Source organism: Sphingobium sp. 22B (assembly GCF_001580035.1).
Taxonomy (GTDB): domain Bacteria; phylum Pseudomonadota; class Alphaproteobacteria; order Sphingomonadales; family Sphingomonadaceae; genus Sphingobium; species Sphingobium fuliginis.
Genome location: NZ_LTAB01000016.1, coordinates 39,237 through 58,184 on the forward strand (window position 1 = coordinate 39,237; position 18,948 = coordinate 58,184).

The window sequence follows — 18,948 nt, forward strand, 5'->3', positions numbered from 1 at the left end:
GAGAAGTAAAGGGCTTCGAGAGGCTCAGCCGAACGGATGTTGTCAGATAACCAAATTGACCAGACGATCCGGCACCACGATCACCTTCCTGGGCGTCGCGCCGTCCAGCGTCCGCACGACATTGGGCGCGGCGAGCGCCAGACGTTCCAGCTCGTCCCTGGAAGTGCCCTTGGGAACGGTGATGGTGTCGCGCAGCTTGCCCATCACCTGGCAGGCGATGGTGACTTCATCCTCGACCAGCAATGCCGGATCGACCGCCGGCCAGGCCGCGTCCGCGATCAGACCTTCCTCACCCATGTCGGCCCATGCCTCTTCGGCCAGATGGGGGGTCATGGGCGCGACCAGCAAAGCCAGCGCCCGGATCGCCGCGCTGCGGCTGGCCGAGGGCTTGGCCTTTTCGACTGCATTGGTGAGTTCGTAGATCTTCGCCACTGCCTTGTTGAAGGACAGCGCCTCAATGTCCTTCGCCACGCCGTCGATGGTCTGGTGCAGCTTGCGGTCGAGCGTCTTGTCCTGCCCCTCTGCCGCCTTGTCGGCTTCCCCGAACAGCCGCCACAGGCGGTTGACGAAGCGCCAGGAGCCTTCGATGCCCGCCTCGGTCCAGGGCAGGTCGCGCTCCGGCGGGCTGTCGGACAGCATGAACCAGCGCACCGCGTCCGCGCCATATTGGGCGATGATGTCGTCCGGATCGACGACATTCTTCTTGGACTTGGACATTTTCTCGACGCGGCCGACGGTGACTTCACTGTCGGTCCCGACAAGGAAGCATTTGCCATCCCGGCGTTCGACCTCAGCGGGCGAAACCCAAACCTCTGCAGCATGCATTTCCGGCTGCGAGCCATCATAATCGGCAGGAACCGGGAGAGGGACAGCCGCCTTGTAGGTCTCATGCGTCACCATGCCCTGGGTGAAGAGGCCGGTGAACGGTTCGGCAAAGCCGATCTGTCCCATATGCCGGAGCGCGCGGGTCCAGAAACGGGCGTAGAGCAGGTGCAGGATCGCATGTTCCACGCCGCCGATATATTGGCCGACCGGCAGCCATTTCTCGACGGTTTCCCGGTCGAACGGCCTGTCCTTGGGCTGGCTGGCGAAGCGGATGAAATACCAGCTTGAATCCGCGAAGGTGTCCAGCGTGTCGGTCTCGCGCCGCGCCGCCTTGCCGCATTTCGGGCAGTCGACATGCTTCCAGGTCGGATGCCGGTCCAGCGGATTGCCGGGAATGTCGAAGCTGACGTCTTCGGGCAGGACCACGGGAAGCTGGTCCTTGGGCACGCCCACGGGGCCGCAATCCTCGCAATGGATGACGGGGATCGGCGTGCCCCAATAGCGCTGGCGCGAGACGCCCCAGTCGCGCAGGCGGAAGACGGTGGTGCCGGTGCCCCAGCCGCCCTCTTCGGCGCGGCGGATGACTTGCGCCTTCGCCTCCTCGACGCCAAGGCCATTGAGGAAGTCGGAATTCACCAGCCTGCCGGGGCCGACATAGGCCTCGTCGCCAATGCCCTTGGCTTCGTCGCCTTCGGCGGCGACGACGCGCTCGACCGGCAGCATATATTTGCGCGCGAAGTCGAGGTCGCGCTGGTCATGGCCCGGAACCGCCATGACGGCGCCGGTGCCATAGTCCATCAGCACGAAGTTCGCGACGAACAAGGGCAGCTTGCGACCGGTGAAGGGGTGGATCACCGACCGGCCGGTGTCATAGCCCTTCTTTTCCTGGGTCTCGATCTCGGCGGCGGCGGTGCCGGTCTGGCGGCATTCCTCCGCGAAGGCGGCGAGCGCCGCATCCTTTTCCGCCAGGGCGAGCGCAATCGGATGATCGGCGGCGACGGCCGCGAAGCTGGCGCCGAAAATCGTGTCGGGACGGGTGGAGAAGACCTCCAGCTCACCGATTCCGCCGACCGGCGCGTCCAGCCTGAAGCGGAATTGCAGGCCGACCGACTTGCCGATCCAGTTTTCCTGCATCAGCTTCACCTTGTCCGGCCACTGGTCGAGCGTCTTCAGGCCCGCCAGCAGATCGTCCGCGAACTGGGTGATCTTGAGGAACCACTGGGACAGCTTGCGCTTTTCGACCGGCGCGCCGGATCGCCAGCCCCTGCCGTCGATCACCTGCTCGTTCGCCAGCACGGTCATGTCGACCGGGTCCCAGTTGACCGCCGATTCCTTGCGATAGACCAGGCCCGCTTCCAGCATGTCCAGGAACAGCGCCTGTTCATGGCCGTAATAGTCCGGCTCGCAGGTCGCCAGTTCCCGGCTCCAGTCCAGCGCGAAGCCCAGCTTCTTGAGTTGCGCGCGCATCGTCGCGATGTTGGAGCGGGTCCAGGCGCCGGGATGCACCTTCTTCTCCATCGCGGCGTTTTCGGCGGGCATGCCGAATGCGTCCCAGCCCATCGGGTGCAGCACCTCATGCCCGGTCATCCGGCGGAAGCGGGCCAGCACGTCGCCCATCGAATAGTTGCGGACATGGCCGATATGGATGCGCCCGGAAGGATAGGGAAACATCTCCAGCACATAGCTGCGCGGCTTGTCGCTGCTGTCGGACGCCTTGAACGTCTGCTTCTCGTCCCAGACGGCCTGCCAGCGGGCATCGGCCTCAAGCGGGTTGAAGCGCCTTTGCATGGATAATCCTTAACTCAAGTGCCGTTCGGGCCGAGCCTGTCGAAGCCCTGCACTACTCTTCAAGAACATATGGCCCTTCGACAGGCTCAGGGCGAACGGAAATCGACGCCGCGATCAGCCCGCAATCGCCATGCGGCGCAGGTCGCGGGCCTTGGTCAGGATGATCTCTTCCAGCTTCTGCACGGTCGCGGCCTGCACCGGCACGTCGACCCACTGGCCGCCCTGGCTGACCTGGCGGCTGGCGGCGACGCGCAGCGCATCGGCGCGCAGATCCTGGTCCAGGATCGATACGGTCAGCTTCATCCGCTCATTGGGGCTGTTCGGATTGGCGTACCAGTCGGTGACGATCACGCCGCCGTTCGAATCCGTCTGGACCATGGGCATGAAGGACAGGGTGTCGAGGCTGGCGCGCCACAGATAGGCGTTGACGCCGATGGTCGTCACCTTCGATGCGGCGAGATCCGCCTTCGGGCGGTCCTTGGCGCCGCCCCCGCAGGCGGCGAGCGGCAGAAGTGCAGCCAGCAGCAGACCGGCGGAAAGGCGCGAAGAAAGGCGGCGGACCATCATTATTGTCCCATCAAACGAGTAAACGCCCCGCTTCTATAGAGGACCGGCGGCAATGGGCAAGGGGGACTCCGGGACGGCGCGACGACGACCCGCCGTGCAACCGGGGCGAGTCCTGTGTGTTCCGTGCAACAGCTCCGACAAAAAACCGGTGGCGCTCTACCAATTCCAGAGCCTTGCGTATATGAAGGACCATAGAAAAGTAGTCGGCGGGGAAGAGATTCGGAACATGCGCCTGAAAAGGGGACATATAGCGTTGGCAGGCTCGGCGGTCGCCGTGGCCGGCTTCATGCTGTCCCCTGCCATCGGGGCGGCGACCGACCTTGTCCGCATGCGCGCCGAAACGCCGGTTTCGCTGGGCGCGCTGGGCAGCATCTCCTCCTTCACGCCGACGACCAAGGACCCGCGCCTGGCGGCAGCCTATGCGAAGATCGCCGCGTCCGCGAGTCGCCAGAATTTCCGCTTCACCCCCACCAGCGGGTCGCTGAGCGGTCAGCGCTCGGTCACCGTCATGGTGCGCGCCGCCGACCTGAACGATCGCGTCGCGATCAGCCGGACGCTGGACCCGGTGAGCATCGCGCCCGTCGCCTTCAGCCTGAACAGCGCGCATAACTGGCGCAAGTTCGCCCTGCCCGAAGCGGTGGGCCGCAAGGAACTGGACCCGGTCGCCGTCGAGCCGATGGCGGGGGCCAGGAATTTCTCGCTGGATCAGGGCCGCAAGGACCGTTTCAGCACCAAGGTGCTGATCGAGAGCCGCCGCGAGCCGGCCGCGACGATCCGCAACCCCAGCGCGGACAAGGATTATTCGCTGGATCTGGCCAGTTCCTATTCGCTGACGCGCAATCTGAACGTCACCGCGGGCATTCGCTATAATAACAGCTTTGCCGGACGCCTGACGCCGATGACCGACGACCGGCAGGATGCGCAGGCCGTCTATCTGGGCACGATCTTCAAATTCTAAAACGGCTTGAGGGACGAGGTTGAGCGGCATCATGCCTGCCTCGGCTTCGGTCTTGTCCAGCGTTTGTCCCGTCCAGGCCGAACCATGGTTTGGGGCAGGAGCATGTCCCGCTTCCATCCGGCAGAAAGACCTGAGCGCCCTGTGTCGCCCGGCAACCGGGGGCTTTAGAGCCAATCGACATTCAGCCCTGACGGCCTGCGAATGACGCTCTTCCGTGCTTCCGGTGCTCACCTACTTTGAGTAGGCTGCGCTCCGGGTCACGAAAAACCACCATTTTACCTTCGGTGGCCTTCGGCTCGGCTCGTCATCTTCTGAATGTCGATTGGCTCTACGGTTCGCCCTGATCGTCCCGCAAGCCGCCGCAGCCGTTCAGCGTTCCCTCGCCAAAGGCCACCGCCACGCGGTCGGACCAGACCGCATCGCTCATGCCGTCGCTGCATGGCCCTTCGGTTACGATCATTGAAAAGCCCTCCCCCAGGAAACGGACAGCCCGCCGGTCGTCGTTCCGGGATATGGCGTAGCGGACGGGCGCCCTGTCCGGACGCTCCAGCACGGCGGTCGATCCCTTTACCGTCACGGCCCAGAAAGGCTCGGTCCCGATCGCCCGATAACCATCGTCCACAGCATGCTTAACGCCGGGAGAGCTGACCGGCGGGCTCTCCTTCGTCCCACGTGCCTCTGTTCCACGTGGAACCAGTTTCGAAATATTTTCAGGGCCTTGGCCTGGCGCTGGGTCCGGCGTCCCGATCGGTGCGGAGGCGTGAGGCTGCGCGCCGTTGGCCGTGGGCATTTCGTCGCCGCCACACCCCGCCAGCGCACACAGGACCAGCGGCAGGAATCGTCTCACGCCTTGCCGACCTCATCCCGCCGGAAGCAATCCAACGCATGATCGTTCACCATCCCGATCGCCTGCATCCATGCATAGACGATGGTGGGGCCCACAAATTTGAAGCCGCGCTTCTTGAGATCTCGGGAAATCTCTTCCGAAAGGTCGGTTCTGGCCGGGAAGGTCAGGCCATCGTTCCGGATCGGCTCGCCCCCGACGAAATTCCAGACATAGGCGGAGAAATCCTCGCCCCGTTCCCGCATATCGCAGAAAATCCGCGCGCCCGCGATCGTCGCTTCGATCTTCGCCCGCGCCCGGATGATGCCGGGGTCGCCCATCAAACGTTCGACATCGGCCCCGTCGAAGCGCGCAACCTTGTCCGGATCGAACCCCGCAAAGGCGGCGCGGAACGTCTCCCGCTTGCGCAATATGGTGATCCAGCTGAGGCCCGCCTGAAAGCCCTCCAGCATCAGCGTTTCCCAGAGCATCCGCGGATCGCGTTCCGGAACGCCCCATTCGCTGTCATGATAGGCGCAATAAAGCGGGTCCGATCCAGCCCAACCGCAACGGACCCGCTCCATCGGATCAGACGTCCAGATTGGCGACGTTCAGCGCATTGTCCTGGATGAACTCGCGCCGCGGTTCGACCACATCGCCCATCAGCCGCGTGAAAATCTCGTCGGCGACGTCCGCCTGCTCGACCTCCACCCGCAGCATGGAGCGATTATCGGGGTCCAGCGTGGTTTCCCAAAGCTGTTCCGCATTCATCTCGCCAAGGCCCTTGTACCGCTGGATCGCCAGCCCCTTGCGCCCGGCAGCGAGGATCGCCTCCAGCAATTCGCTGGGCCGCGTGACCGCCGTCGAACCCTTGGTCGCGACCGGCAGATCGTCATCCCCCGCCTCCTCGGCGGCGGCGGCCGCCTTGGCCGTGACCAGACGGCTGGCGGTGCGATAGCTGTCCGCCTCCTCGGTTGCGATGGCGTGCAGCTTGCGCGCTTCGGCCGACCCGATGAAGCCCGCCTCGATCATGTGATGGTCGGTGACGCCGCGCCACAGCCGCTCGAAATGGAAGCCGCCCTCCTCCGCGATCCGGCCGGTCCACCTGCCCTCTTCGTCCTGCGCATCCATCCAGCGGACGGTGTTCGTCAACCGTTCGGCCTGCGCGTCATGGCTGAGTTCCGGATCGAGCGCGCCGTTGATCGCCAGCGCTTCGATGATCGCGGGATTGTAGCGGCGCGGCACATAGCGCATCACCGCGCGCATCCGCCGGCCATGTTCGATCAGGTGGCGCAGGTCTTCGCCAGACCGCATGCCGCCGGTCGTTTCCAGCGCCATGGATTCGACGCCATTGTCGACCAGATACTGCTCCAGCGCGGCTTCGTTCTTGAGGTACACCTCCGACCGGCCGCGCGTCGCCTTGTAGAGCGGCGGCTGGGCGATAAAGAGATGCCCCGCCTCGATGATCTGCGGCATCTGGCGGTAGAAGAAGGTCAGCAGCAGCGTGCGGATATGCGCGCCGTCGACGTCGGCGTCGGTCATGATGACGATCTTGTGGTAGCGCAGCTTTTCCAGGTTGAAATCGTCGCGGATGCCGGTGCCCATCGCCTGGATCAGCGTGCCGACTTCCTTGGACGAGAGCATCCGGTCGAAACGGGCGCGCTCGACGTTCAAAATCTTGCCCTTCAGCGGCAGGATCGCCTGATTATGCCGGTTGCGCCCCTGCTTGGCCGAACCGCCGGCCGAGTCACCCTCGACCAGGAAGAGTTCGGATTTGGCGGGATCGCGTTCCTGACAGTCGGCCAGCTTGCCGGGCAGCGAGGCGATGTCCATCACCCCCTTGCGCCGGGTGAGTTCGCGCGCCTTCTTCGCGGCTTCGCGGGCGGCGGCGGCGTCGATCACCTTCTGCACGATCATGCGGCCATGCTGGGGATTTTCCTCCAGCCATTCCGCCATCTTGTCGGCCATCAGGCTTTCCAGCGGCTGACGCACTTCGGAACTGACCAGCTTGTCCTTGGTCTGCGAGGAGAATTTGGGATCGGGCAGCTTGACCGACACGATGGCGGTCAGGCCTTCGCGCATATCCTCGCCGGTCAGCGAGACCTTCTCCTTCTTCAGCAGGCCGGACTTGTCGGCATAATTGTTGAGCGTCCGGGTCAGCGCAGCGCGGAAGGCGGCAAGGTGGGTGCCGCCGTCACGCTGCGGGATGTTGTTCGTGAAACAGAGGACATTTTCATAATAGCTGTCGTTCCATTCCAGCGCGACGTCGATGGTGACATCGTCGCGGCTGCCCGAAATCGCGATCGGATCGGGCATCAGCGGCTGCTTGTTGCGGTCCAGCCACTTCACGAAGGCCGCGATGCCGCCCTCGTAGAACAGCTCGATCTCCTTCTTCTCCTCATGCCGCGCATCGATCAGGAACAGCCGCACGCCGGAATTGAGGAAGGCGAGTTCGCGATAGCGATGCTCCAGCTTCTCGAAATCGAATTCGGTGTGGTTCTTGAACGTGCCGCCGTCGCCGGGCACTTTTTCGGTCGAGGGGAGGAAAGTGACCTTCGTCCCTTTCTTGCCCGCAGGCGCGTCCCCGATCACCTTGAGCGGCGCCACGGCGTCGCCATAGGCAAAGCGCATATAATGCTCCTTGCCGTCGCGCCAGATGTTGAGGTCGAGATATTCGCTGAGCGCGTTCACCACGCTGACCCCCACGCCGTGCAGGCCGCCCGACACCTTATAGGCGTTGTCGTCCGACGTGTTCTCGAACTTGCCGCCCGCGTGGAGCTGGGTCATGATGACCTCGGCCGCTGAGACGCCCTCTTCCTTGTGGATGTCGGTGGGGATGCCGCGGCCATTATCCTCCACGCTGACCGATCCGTCGGGATTGAGCGTGATCAGGATGCGGTCGCAATGGCCGGCCAGCGCCTCGTCTATGGCATTGTCGCTGACCTCGAACACCATATGGTGCAGGCCGGAACCGTCGTCGGTGTCGCCGATATACATGCCGGGCCGCTTCCGCACGGCATCCAGCCCTTTCAGGACCTTGATGCTGTCGGCGCCATAGGCATTGCTGTTGGGGTTGTTCTGACTTTCCTCGCTCATATCCGAGCATATAGGGAAAAGGGCCAGCAAACTAAAGCGAAACATGGCGGCTATCGCCCGCGCCGGGCAGGGTCTATCAGGCGGCTATGCGCATGATCCTGACCCTGGTCCTGATGCTTGCCGCCTGCTCCAAGAGCAGCGACGTGCTGGAGGAACTGCCCAACAGTTCGCTTGCCGGCGCACCGCGAGAGGAGGTGCCGGAAACCCGCCTGGAATCGCGCCTCGTCCGCCCGGTGACCATTGGGGAGGACGGTCCGCGCCTCGACGCCTGCGGCGCCATGGGCCAGGCGGTGCGCGTAGGCGCCGGAGGAGCGGCGGTCCGGGCCGCGCCCTTTTCGGACGCCGGAGAAGTCGCCCGCATGGCGGAGGGCAGCCGCGCATGGGTCTGCACCCGCAGCCTCGACCAGAAATGGCTGGGCGTCGTTCTGGTCCCCGATCCTCCTGCCGACAATGCCGCGGCCCCGGTGGATTGCGGCGTGTCCGGACCGGTGGATCGCAAGCAGCCCTATGGCGGCCCCTGCCCCAGCGGCTGGGTGTCGAGCGCCGCCATCCGGTTGATCGCGGGGTAGGGGGGTGCGCCGCCCTTGTCCCTCCGCAGGCGGGAGCGGGCGGGCGCGACATCGGCGGTGGTTTTGCTGACGGCAAAGCTGGAGGCTGGTTGCGCCCGCCCCTAACCCCTCCCGCAGGCGGGAGGGGAATGCCTTATGACGGCCATCGCCACCCGGCCGCTAAATCCCACCCAGATAATCGATCTTGCTCAGCGGCACCCCCGCCTGCCGCAGCAGGGCATAGGCGGTCGAAACATGGAAATAGAAATTGGGCAGCGCAAAGCCCAGCGCATGGCTGCGTCCGGTAAAGCGGAATTCGCCGCGAGGGCCCTTGAGGATCACTTCCGCATCCTCCCGCCCGTCGATCCGCTCGCGAGGCACGGATTCCAGGAAGGCGATGGTCTTGCCGATCCGTTCTTGCAGGTCGGCAAAGCTCTGCTCCGTATCGGGCATGGCAACCGGATCGAGCCCACCGATGCGTGTCACCGCCCCCTTGGCGCTGTCGCTGGCATATTGCACCTGTCCGGTGAGCGGAGCCATGTCCCCGATCAGGCGCGCCTGCGTCAGCGTCAGTGGATCGATGCCCCTTTCTTCCGCATGGGCGGCGCCCTTCTCCAGAATGGCGGAAAGGTTGCGCAGCCCGCGGATGAAGACGGGAACGGTCAGGTCGTACAGGTCGGTCGCCACCAGGCTCTCCTCATGATCGTGAGGCGCCTAGATATGGCGTGGATCGCTACAGTCGATACCCGCGCGAAATAAAAGGACCGGCCGGCGGACTCCATGCCGGCCGGTCAGGGGGCAACCGGATCAGCCAAGCGCGGGGCGTTCGCGCGGGACAATGGTGAAGAAGGGCAAGGCATGGTGCACGATCCAGCCGATCGTCGCCGCATAGAGCAGGGTGCCGAGGCCCACCGTGCCGCCCAGCAGCCAGCCGACCGCCAGCACGCCGATCTCGATACCGGTGCGGACCCATTTGACCGGCAATCCGGTCCGGCGGCAGAAGCCCGTCATCAACCCGTCGCGCGGGCCCGGGCCCAATCCCGCGCCGATATAGGCGCCGCCCGCAATGCCGTTGAGGACGATCCCCGCCGCCAACCAGGCGAAGCGCATGGCATAACCCTCCGGCGTGGGCAGGATCATCAGGCTGAGGTCCACCGCCGTGCCGATCACCGCAATGTTGCAGACCGTGCCGATACCGGGCCGCTGACGCAGCGGCCACCAGAGCAACAGCACGATCGCCCCGACCAGATTGACCGTCATGCCGAAACTCAGACCCAGGCGCGGCGCCAATCCCTGATGCAGCACGTCCCAAGGATCGAGCCCCAGATCGGCGCGCAGCATCAGGGCCATGGAGAAGCCGTAAAGGCCAAGGCCCCAGAAAAGCTGGAAAAGGCGGCGGTGCATCATCATGGCGGTTGAAATCACCCGAAATGGCCTTTTACAAAATGGCCATTATTGGGTAAGTGGCCTCCTCCCTTTCCGGATTGGAACCTATGGTCATGTCCACTTCCCTGTTGCGGCCGCCTTCCCTGCTTCGCCTGCTGGGCGCCTGGCGCGCCGAAGACAGCGCGGAGCCCGCCTATCGCCAATTGGCGCAGGCGCTGCGGATGCTGGTGCTGGATGGGCGCGTCGGCCTGAACGTCCGCCTGCCCGGGGAACGGGAACTGGCCGCCGCGCTGGGCCTCAGCCGCACGACCATCGCCGCCGCCTTCGACCGGCTGCGCGACGAAGGCTTTCTGGAAAGCCGGCAGGGATCGGGCAGCGTCACCCGCCTGCCGCCCGGCCGGATGGAACAGGCCCTGCCGGAAATCGACATGATCGACGGCGGCAATATCCTGAACTGGACCCATGCCGCATTGCCGGCCGCGCCGGGCGTGGGCCGCGCCTATCAGGTCGCGGTGGAGGCCCTGCCCGCCTTTCTGGGCGAGCTGGGGTACGATCCTTTGGGCCTGCCGCCGCTGCGCCGGGCGATCGCCGCCTATTATGAGCGGCGGGGATGTCCCACCAGTCCGGACCAGATCATCGTCACCAACGGCGCGCAGCAGGGATTTTCGCTGTTGCTGCACTGGCTGGCGGGACCGGGCGACCGGGCGGTGATCGACCATCCCACCTATCACAATGCGATCCAGGCCTTGCAGCGCGCCCATGTCGTGCCGGTGCCTGTCGGCCTGCCCGCGCAGGGATGGGACATCGACGCGATGGAAGCGGCCTTCCGCCAGACCAGTCCGCGCTTCGCCTATATCATCGCGGATTTCCACAATCCGACGGGGCGCAGCATGGACCCGGGCACCCGCCGCGCGCTGGTGGCCGCAGCGACGCGCAGCCATATGCCGCTGATCATCGACGAGACCATGGCGGCGATGGGACTAGACAATATGCCGCCGCCGCCGGTCGCGGTGCATGATCCTTCCGGGCGGCAGGTCATCACCCTGGGTTCGGCCAGCAAGATCTTCTGGGGTGGGCTACGCGTCGGCTGGATTCGCGCCGATCCGCAGACCGTCGCGGCGCTGGGACGGCTGCGCACGACGATGGACATGGCGAGCCCGGTAGTGGAGCAGCTTGCCGTCGCGCATCTGATCGATAGCGACGAAGGGCTTGGCCCGCGGGCGGCGATCCTGCGGGGGCGTCGCGATCATCTGCTGGGGCTGATCGAACGACACCTGCCGCACTGGCGTGCCGAATCCCCTGCCGGCGGCCTGTCGCTCTGGGCGGAACTGCCGCGCGGCGAGGCGACGGCGCTGGCCGCCATTGCCGAGAGTCATGGCGTGCGTGTCGCGCCTGGGCCGCGCTTCGGCGTGAGCGGGGCATTCGAGCGCTTCCTCCGCCTGCCCTTCACCTTATCGGAGGAGCAACTGACCGCTGGCGTCGAGCGGTTGGCGGAAGCCGATGCGCGGCTTCACGCCCGCATGCCGCGCGGCCGCGATTCCCTGGCGGCGGCATTGGAGGCGGATCGGTTGATCTGAGCGCTGGCGGATATCGGTCATGAACTGCCATCGGCGCGGCATGCTCCTGCGGAGGAATCCGCAGGAGACAAGCGGCTCGCGAGAATAAGGTGCGGCCTTTGGATGGCCCGCCCTTACCGCCGTCACCGGCCCGACAGGCCGTCGATGGCGGCCCAGCCGGAAGCGCCGATTGCCTTCAGCATATGCCGATGCGCCGCGTTCACCCCGCCCAGGGCGATTACCGGCATCGGGGCAAGCCGGGCCAGGGCGGCGAAGCCCGCTCGCCCCAATAGGGGTGAACCGGGATGCGAGCGCGTCGGGAAGAGTGGCGAGAGCAGGACGATATTTGCCCCCCAGCGCACGGCTTCCGCCATCTCCCGCCCATCATGCACCGGCCTGCTGTGGAGCAGCGCCTTTCCTGCCCGCCGCCGGTCACGTCCGTGCCAGCCATCGGCACGCCAGGCCTGCGCCTGCGCCGCCGTGCCGCCCAGCATCAGCACCAGCCGCCGCCTTCGGGCAATCCGGGCGATCCGATCGAACAGGGCGTGCCGCTCCGCCGCGGCCGTGCGATAGTGCCGGAATATGACTCCCGCCTTCCCCTTGGGCAGACGGGCGACAGCAGCCAGCAGGGCAGGCTCCCCGATGCGTTCGTCGGTCATCAACCAGATCGTCGGCAATTTTTTGCGGTGGCGGCGTTGCATGGCCATCGCCTATAGCAGCCGCCATGACGACCGACAGCATCGAAGCCGCAGACCGGCTGGCCGCGAACCGATTGGCCGAGATACGCAACACCATGGGCCGCGCCGCCCGCCTTACCGGCCGCACCGCCGACGACATCACCCTGATCGCCGTGTCGAAGACGCAGGCGGCGGACGCCATCCGCCCGTTGATCGCGGCAGGCCAGGGGGTCTTCGGGGAAAATCGCGTGCAGGAAGCGGAAAGCAAGTGGCCTGCCCTGCGGGAGGAGCATGAGGGCCTTCAACTGCACCTCGTCGGTCAGCTCCAGTCGAACAAGGCGGCCGACGCGGTCGCCCTGTTCGATGTCATCCATTCGCTCGACCGGCCGTCGATGCTGACGGCGCTGGCCAAGGCCATGGACGCGGCGGACAGGCGGGTGCCCTGCTTCGTGCAGGTCAATATCGGTGCGGAAGCGCAAAAGGGCGGTTGTCCGATTGCCGACGTGCCCGCGTTGATCCGATCGGCCCGGGACGCGGATATTCCGCTGCTGGGCCTGATGTGCGTGCCGCCGGCCGACATCGAACCCGCGCCCTTCTTCGCGCTGCTCGCCAAGATGGCGCGGGAGGAGGGGATGGAACAGCTCTCCATGGGCATGTCGGGGGATTATGAAACCGCGATCATGCTGGGCGCTACGCACATCCGCGTCGGCACGGCCCTGTTCGGGGAGCGCCCTGCCGCTCGCCCGGCACCGGGGAGCGGCAGGGGCATGATCAGAAACTCCCGCGAAGGGTGACGCCGTAGGTGCGGGGATCGCCCAGATAGGCGGAGATCAACTGGTTCGCCATCGGTGCGCCCAGGGCGAACTGGCCGGTGGTCGAAGTGGACGGGCTGCTCGACTGTAGCGGGCTGCTGAAGGCGACCTGGCTATAGTCCTGGTTGAAGATGTTCTGGCCCCAGAATTCAACCGCCCAACGCTGCTGCGGCCCGCGAATGCCGACACGGGCATTGAACACCGCATAGCCGTCCTGCCGCTTTTCGGGGAACAGGTCCGAACCGGTGTTGAAGTCGCTGCTCATGCGCCCGTCGATATAGAAAAGCGCCGACAGGCCGTTGGAGCCGAGCGAAGGCGTCCACGACGCGCTGACCGTTGTCACGACTTCCGGCGCCTGGGAGTTGATCGAACCCGGCAGCAGGAACAGCGCCGGATCGAGCGGCACCGTTCCGTCGCCGCTGCCGACCAGGCGGTTGGCGAATTTGGCGCGGGCATAGGTGAAGCCCCCCGCGACGCGCACGTTCCGCACCGGGGTTGCCGACAGTTCCAGTTCCACGCCCTGGCTGATCAGGCCGGGTCCCACATCGCCGCCTGCGCAGGTCCGCGCCGCCGTCAGCGCGCCGTCGCAGCCATTGATGTTCTGGACGACGAAGCTGGTGCCGTTGAAGGTGTTCAACTGGAAATTCTTGAACTCCTGCCGGAAGGCGGCGATGTTCGCGCTCCATTTGGGCTGGGTATATTTCAGGCCCACTTCGAACGCATCGACCTTTTCAGCGGCGAAGCGCAGGCTGGTGACGTCGGCATTGGTGCGCGGCGCGAACACGGCCGGCACCGCGTTCAGGCCCGTCGATCCGAGCTGGAAGCGGTCGAGATTGTAGCCGCCCGCCTTATAGCCCTTCGAATAGCTGCCATAGACCAGCAGTTCGTCGATCGGCTTCCATGACAGGACGGCGGTGCCGGAAAACTCCCCATCGCTGATCCTGTCATTGAGGTCGAGCGCGTTCAGCCCGGTCGATCCGTTGCCGAGACAGCCCAGGGTCAGGATGCCGCCCGCCAGGGCCGCCGCGCTGCCGAGCTGCGCATTGGTCGCGATGGCGGGCAGGCTGGAGGCCTGCAAGGCCGCGCAGGTGGCGTTGTTATTGTTGAGGTCCGCCGAGAAACGTTTGCTCTCATGGGTGTAGCGAAGACCCAGCGTCAGATCGAGCTGCTTTGCGATATGGATGATATTATGGGTGAACAACGCCCAATTCTCGCTCTTCTGATGGTAGAGCGAGGCAATGTCGCCGGTGCCCGACGGGATCGCCGCCAGCGCGCGGAGACCATTGCCCAGGCCGGTCGAAATCGCCCCGGCCTGCAAGGCTGGAACGCCGGCAAGGACGAGACCGCCGTTGAGCTGCGCCTGCGTGCCGGCGATCAGCGCCTGCGTCGCAAGCCCGCTGCCGCAAGCGGCAAGCTGCGCCGCCGTCAAATTGCTGTTGACGCCTGCCCCCGCCATCAGGCGGCAGGCGGCAAAGCGGCCATAGTCCGCGCCGAAGACGATATTATCCTCCAGCGTCAGCTTCTCATGCGCATAATAGCCGCCGACCAGCCAGTCGAGCACATCGTTGAAGGCCGATCCCTGCGCCCTGAGTTCCTGGGTGAAGGTCCTGAACTGGCGATAGGTGTTGGGATCGCGGTAGAGCAGGTCGGCCCCGCTATAGTCGTAATCGCCATAGTCCTGGCTCTTGTAATCGCGATAGGCGGTTATGCTGGTCAGCTTGGCGCCGCCCAGATCATAATTGACCTCGCCTGAAACGCCCCAATCCTTGAGCTTGCTCACATAATTCCGGCCCGCCGTGATGGTGAGGTCGCGGTCATAGGGATCGGCGGCAAAGACGCTGCCCTGTCCCGCCAGAATGGCGGCGATCCGGTTGAAGGGCGCCGTGCTGTAGCCCCCGCCGGCGACCGGACGGCGTTCCCGCGTCTCCATATAGGCGGCGCCGCAGCAGCTTTCGTCGCGATGGGTATAATCCCCGATGAGGCGGATGGAGAGCGCGTCGTTCGGCTCGAACAACGCCTGCCCGCGCAGGAAATAGCGGTCGCGGTCATTGGTTTCCCCGACCTTGGCGCCGCTGGCGTTCACCAGATCGTAGAAGCCGTCGCGCCTGGACCAGACGCCATCCAGGCTCAGCGCCAGCTGATCGCTGATCGGCCCGGTGATGCGGCCGGCAAGGCGCCAATAATCATAATTGCCGTAAGTGATCTCCGCCTTGCCCGCGAGCTTGAACTCCGGCGCCTTGCTGATGATGTTGATGAGGCCGGCGGAGGCGTTGCGCCCGAACAGCGTGCCCTGGGGACCGCGCAGCACCTCGACCCGCTCGATCTCACCCAGTTCGTTGAGGCCGGCGCCGGTGCGCGAGCGATAGACGCCGTCGATGAACACCGCGACCGAGCTTTCCAGCCCCGGATTGTCGCCCACCGTGCCGATACCGCGGATGCGGGCAGAGGCATTGGCCTCTGTCCCCGTGGAGGACAGCAGCAGCGAAGGGGCGAGCTGGTTGAGCGCGCGAATATCCGTCGCGCCGCTATTCTGCATCGCCTGCGCCGTCACGGCGGACACGGCGATCGGCACGTCCGACAGCGGGCTGGCGCGCCGGGTGGCGGTGACGATGATGTTGACGCTTTCCGGATCGACCGCGGTTCCGCCGTCCTGCGCCCATGCGACCGGAACGCTGCTGCCCAATGCAACGGCACCGACAGAAATCAGCCAAAGGCTCTTCTTCATGATGATGCTCCCTCTCCTTATCCGCGCGGCTTTGCGTCGCGTCGAATTATTGTCGAACTATGCTGCCACAGCAGGATGAAGGCAAGATATGCCTGCTTTTCAGAGGCTTTGATCCCCCATGGTGACCGGATTCTCATGCACTGTCACCTAAAGGAGACAGCTTAAATTCCGGTTTCCGTTACGTCCGCCTAAGCAATGGGAAAACGCAGCAGCCGGCCGGCGACCGGCACCAGGGCGGCCGCACCCGATCCCATCACCCGGCGAATCTCGCCATGACCGGCATCGAGGCCGCCCGTCAGGGCGCCAAGGGCAGGCAGAATCAATTTGGTCCGCGATCCGACGAAGCAGCGCCGCGACACATGGCGTCCGCGCACGGACAGGCGGAGCTTGGGGTGGAAATGCCCTGATATTTCCGGCCGGGGGTCGGCAGGGTCCGCCTCATGCCGCAGCCAGATGCCGTCCACCTGCATGTCCGTGCGACGCGTGCCGCCGGGCGTCCGCGCCATGCCGGCATCGTGATTGCCGGTGATCCAGACCCAGTCGAGCCTGTCCGTCAACACGGCCAGTCTTGCCCGCGCCGCCGGATCGAGCCGGGCCGCGCCATCGGCATCGTGAAAACTGTCGCCCAGCGACCAGACGGCCCGCGCGCCCGTCCGTTCCACCAGCATCTCGATCATGTCCAGCGTCGCCAGGCTGTCATGGGGCGGCAGGAACTGCCCGGATCGGGCGAACCAGCTTGCCTTTTCGAAATGCAGGTCGGCCACCAGCAGGGCGGAGCGCGCCGGCCAGAACAGCGCAGCCTCCGCCAACGCCAGAAAATCATGACCCGCGAACGAAAGGGGAACCATGGCCTGCCTATGCCCCCTTGCCCCGCCGCTTTCAAGAGGGCAGCGAAGCGGCTATGGGCGCTGCCATGGAATCCGCTTTCACCATTGCCGCGCTTTACCGTTTCGCGACCTTCGCCGATCCGGAGGCGATTGCCCGCGATTTGCGCCTGCTCTGCGCCGATCTTGGCACCTGCGGCACGCTGATCGTCGCCGGGGAGGGGATCAACGGCACGGTCGCGGGGAGCGAGAGGGCGATTGCAGCGCTGGTCTCGCATATCCGGGCATATCCGGGCTGCGCCGATCTCGACGTCAAATATGCCCATGGCGAGAGTCCGCCCTTCGCCCGGATGAAGGTGAAGGTGAAGGCGGAGATCGTGACGCTGGGCGCGGGCGATCTCGACCCGGCGCATCAGGCGGGCACGCATCTCGATCCGGTGGAATGGAACGCCCTGATAGCCGATCCGGACACGGTCGTGATCGATACGCGCAACGCTTATGAAGTGTCGGTGGGCAGCTTCGAAGGGGCGATCGATCCCGGCACCCGCTCCTTCCGCGATTTCCCGGCCTGGTTCGACGATTTTGCCGAAAAGCTGCGCGAGGAGGGCCGCACGCCGCGCATCGCCATGTTCTGCACCGGCGGCATAAGATGCGAGAAATCGACCGCGCTGGTCAGGGCCCGCGGTTTTGAGGAGGTCTATCATCTGCGCGGCGGCATCCTGCGCTATCTGGAGGAAATGCCCGAAAAGGACAGCCTTTGGCAGGGCGCCTGCTATGTGTTCGACGAGCGCGTGGCGGTGGGCCATGGGCTGAAGGCGGGCGATTATGTCACCTGCCGGGCCTGCGGCTTGCCGCATGTGCGGGACGCCGCGCATGATTGCGCGGCGGACGGGTCGGGCGTCTGGCCGCACAGGAAACAGGGCTGAAGGACCAGGGCATAGCGTGATCCCGCCTTCGCAGGAGCAGCTTGCGCTTCACCGGGCCGGCGTTTCGACCAGTTCCGCTATCTCGAACGCATAGCGTTTCCAGCCGCGCATCCGCGCGCCTTCTTCCGCCGCCGTCCGCTTCCTCTTCGCCTCGGCCAGGGAGCGGCTGTGGCCCCAGAAAACCTCCGTCCTGCCATTCTCCAGTATCGCGACGATGCGCCAATAATGGGTGAAGGCGTCCGCCGTGGGCCCGATGGTCTTCACATAGCCGTCCGGCATCGTCGCCGTCAGATAGCGCTTCTTCCTGCCCATGGGCCTGTCACCCGACGAAGCGGTGCAGCGCGGTCCCATGGGCGCGCAGCCAGGCCCGCGCAGGCCGGGGGTCTTCGCCCAATATCCGCTTGTGCGCCGCATGGAAGGCCGGGCTGTGATCCATGTGCAGCAGATGCGCCAGCTCATGCGCCACGGTCGCCCGGCGCACCTCCGGCGGGCAGAGGATCAGCCGCCAGCTATAGCGGATCGCCCCGCTGGAGGCGCAGCTCGCCCAACGGCTGCGCGGATCGCCAATGCCGACCGACGCCACGATCAGCCCATTGTCCCGCGCCATTTCATGGCTTTCGGTCTCCAGCACGGCCTTGGCCCGCATCTTGAGCCAGCGCAGCACCCGCGACCCGACTGATTCCGCCGCGCCGCCCAGCAGCAGCCGGTCGCCCTCTAGCCGGATCGTGCGGGACGCGCCCTCGACCCAGCAGATGCGCACCTCCCGCCCCTCCAGCGGGAAGACGGCGCCATCGCCCAGCGTGACAAACGCGGGTTGCCGCGCCATTTGCGACCGGACCCAGCCCTCATGCTCCTGCGCCCAGCCGAGCGCGCGCTTCAGATTGGCGCGGGTCGGCAGCGACAGCCGCAACTCCCCCCGCGCTTGGTCCAGCGACAATCGATAGGCCTTGGCCCGCGCCGACCGGCGGACCCGCACCGGAACGGCGATGCCGTCGATCAGGATTTCGGCGTCAGAGCTCTCTGTCGACAAGATGGTTTTCCCAATCGCCGGCGTCGGCTTCCGCAATGGTCCAGCCGCGCACGGATTCCTTTGCCCGGTGCACCGCCTCCCGATCGCCGCAGATCAGATAGTGCCATTCCGGCAATGGCTTGCCCTCGCCCCGCAGCCGATAGGCGCAGGTGCGCGGCAGCCAGCTTATCGTCTTCACCTTGGCGGGGGTCAGCCGCACGCAATCGGGCACGAAGCGGCGGCGTTCCTTATAGTTGGTGCACTGCCCGCTATGCCGGTCGAGCAACCGGCAGGCGACATTGGTGGGGTAGATGCGCCCCGTATCCTCATCCTCGGCCTTGTGCAGACAGCATTTGCCACAGCCGTCGCACAGCGCTTCCCACTCCGCGCGGTCCAGTCTGTTGAGGGGCTTTTCCCAGAAGTCCAAC

At 65.5% G+C, this 18,948-nt stretch carries 18 protein-coding genes; 5 read left to right on the forward strand and 13 right to left on the reverse strand.

The window, feature by feature from the left end; translation table 11 throughout:
* Window positions 1–42 precede the first annotated feature (42 nt).
* The gene (gene leuS / locus A0J57_RS14845) at window positions 43–2,613 is read right to left on the reverse strand and encodes a leucine--tRNA ligase (protein ID WP_061934365.1); all 2,571 of its coding nucleotides are present in this window, start codon (window positions 2,611–2,613) and stop codon (window positions 43–45) included.
* A 114-nt stretch (window positions 2,614–2,727) separates the two neighbouring features.
* A complete protein-coding gene (locus A0J57_RS14850; protein WP_025160613.1) occupies window positions 2,728–3,177 on the reverse strand; it encodes a DUF3576 domain-containing protein in 450 nt (149 codons plus the stop codon).
* A gap of 229 nt (window positions 3,178–3,406) precedes the next feature.
* On the opposite strand from A0J57_RS14850, the gene A0J57_RS14855 reads away from it, so the two are divergent.
* Window positions 3,407–4,138, forward strand: a complete 732-nt coding sequence (locus A0J57_RS14855; RefSeq protein WP_025551889.1) for a hypothetical protein — start codon at window positions 3,407–3,409, stop codon at window positions 4,136–4,138.
* A gap of 328 nt (window positions 4,139–4,466) precedes the next feature.
* On the opposite strand, the gene A0J57_RS14860 is transcribed toward A0J57_RS14855, so the two are convergent.
* Genes A0J57_RS14860 through gyrB form a run of 3 tightly spaced genes read right to left on the reverse strand, consistent with a single transcriptional unit; the run spans window position 4,467 to window position 8,057 of the window.
* Window positions 4,467–4,973 (reverse strand): COG3650 family protein, encoded by a 507-nt coding sequence (locus tag A0J57_RS14860; protein WP_061934550.1) that lies wholly within the window; start codon window positions 4,971–4,973, stop codon window positions 4,467–4,469.
* A gap of 8 nt (window positions 4,974–4,981) precedes the next feature.
* Entirely contained in the window at window positions 4,982–5,545 is a 564-nt protein-coding gene (locus A0J57_RS14865; protein WP_061934367.1) for a DNA-3-methyladenine glycosylase I, read from the reverse strand.
* Between the two features lie 4 nt (window positions 5,546–5,549).
* Complete coding sequence (gene gyrB / locus A0J57_RS14870; RefSeq protein ID WP_061934369.1) at window positions 5,550–8,057, reverse strand: DNA topoisomerase (ATP-hydrolyzing) subunit B; 2,508 nt, start codon at window positions 8,055–8,057, stop codon at window positions 5,550–5,552.
* Window positions 8,058–8,143: 86 nt separating this feature from the next.
* On the opposite strand from gyrB, the gene A0J57_RS14875 reads away from it, so the two are divergent.
* The gene (locus A0J57_RS14875) at window positions 8,144–8,626 is read left to right on the forward strand and encodes a hypothetical protein (RefSeq protein ID WP_061934371.1); all 483 of its coding nucleotides are present in this window, start codon (window positions 8,144–8,146) and stop codon (window positions 8,624–8,626) included.
* A 159-nt stretch (window positions 8,627–8,785) separates the two neighbouring features.
* Here A0J57_RS14875 and A0J57_RS14880 read toward each other — a convergent pair whose 3' ends face one another.
* Window positions 8,786–9,292: a DUF1993 family protein gene (locus tag A0J57_RS14880; RefSeq protein ID WP_044660592.1), complete on the reverse strand. Its 507-nt coding sequence runs from the start codon at window positions 9,290–9,292 to the stop codon at window positions 8,786–8,788.
* A gap of 120 nt (window positions 9,293–9,412) precedes the next feature.
* Window positions 9,413–10,015: a YitT family protein gene (locus A0J57_RS14885; RefSeq protein WP_025549635.1), complete on the reverse strand. Its 603-nt coding sequence runs from the start codon at window positions 10,013–10,015 to the stop codon at window positions 9,413–9,415.
* Window positions 10,016–10,104: 89 nt separating this feature from the next.
* Here A0J57_RS14885 and A0J57_RS14890 point away from each other — a divergent pair, with 89 nt between their 5' ends.
* Window positions 10,105–11,568, forward strand: coding sequence for a PLP-dependent aminotransferase family protein (locus A0J57_RS14890; RefSeq protein WP_044662856.1), 1,464 nt, complete (start codon window positions 10,105–10,107; stop codon window positions 11,566–11,568).
* 122 nt (window positions 11,569–11,690) lie between these two features.
* Here A0J57_RS14890 and A0J57_RS14895 read toward each other — a convergent pair whose 3' ends face one another.
* Complete coding sequence (locus A0J57_RS14895; RefSeq protein WP_061934373.1) at window positions 11,691–12,254, reverse strand: thiamine phosphate synthase; 564 nt, start codon at window positions 12,252–12,254, stop codon at window positions 11,691–11,693.
* 17 nt (window positions 12,255–12,271) lie between these two features.
* Between A0J57_RS14895 and A0J57_RS14900 the strand changes: the two genes are divergently transcribed.
* Window positions 12,272–13,018 carry a YggS family pyridoxal phosphate-dependent enzyme gene (locus tag A0J57_RS14900; protein ID WP_061934375.1) on the forward strand — a complete coding sequence of 249 codons (747 nt, stop codon included), beginning with the start codon at window positions 12,272–12,274 and terminating at the stop codon, window positions 13,016–13,018.
* Here A0J57_RS14900 and A0J57_RS14905 read toward each other — a convergent pair.
* Both A0J57_RS14905 and pdeM read right to left on the reverse strand, forming a co-directional pair.
* Window positions 12,996–15,761, reverse strand: coding sequence for a TonB-dependent receptor (locus A0J57_RS14905; RefSeq protein ID WP_061934377.1), 2,766 nt, complete (start codon window positions 15,759–15,761; stop codon window positions 12,996–12,998). The two genes, A0J57_RS14900 and A0J57_RS14905, sit on opposite strands and share 23 nt — an antisense overlap.
* A 188-nt stretch (window positions 15,762–15,949) precedes the next feature.
* Complete coding sequence (pdeM, locus tag A0J57_RS14910; protein ID WP_061934379.1) at window positions 15,950–16,609, reverse strand: ligase-associated DNA damage response endonuclease PdeM; 660 nt, start codon at window positions 16,607–16,609, stop codon at window positions 15,950–15,952.
* A 53-nt stretch (window positions 16,610–16,662) separates the two neighbouring features.
* Here pdeM and A0J57_RS14915 point away from each other — a divergent pair, with 53 nt between their 5' ends.
* Complete coding sequence (locus tag A0J57_RS14915; protein ID WP_061934381.1) at window positions 16,663–17,511, forward strand: rhodanese-related sulfurtransferase; 849 nt, start codon at window positions 16,663–16,665, stop codon at window positions 17,509–17,511.
* 48 nt (window positions 17,512–17,559) lie between these two features.
* Here A0J57_RS14915 and A0J57_RS14920 read toward each other — a convergent pair whose 3' ends face one another.
* From A0J57_RS14920 to A0J57_RS14930, 3 genes are read right to left on the reverse strand one after another with little or no spacing between them, the layout of a single operon-like run.
* Window positions 17,560–17,823, reverse strand: a complete 264-nt coding sequence (locus A0J57_RS14920) for a hypothetical protein (protein WP_025549628.1) — start codon at window positions 17,821–17,823, stop codon at window positions 17,560–17,562.
* Between the two features lie 7 nt (window positions 17,824–17,830).
* On the reverse strand, window positions 17,831–18,541 hold the full coding sequence (locus A0J57_RS14925) for a M48 family metallopeptidase (RefSeq protein WP_061934383.1): 711 nt from the start codon (window positions 18,539–18,541) through the stop codon (window positions 17,831–17,833).
* Window positions 18,522–18,947, reverse strand: a complete 426-nt coding sequence (locus A0J57_RS14930) for a YcgN family cysteine cluster protein (RefSeq protein WP_061934385.1) — start codon at window positions 18,945–18,947, stop codon at window positions 18,522–18,524. The genes A0J57_RS14925 and A0J57_RS14930 overlap by 20 nt, the downstream gene beginning before the upstream one ends.
* Window position 18,948: the final 1 nt, after the last annotated feature.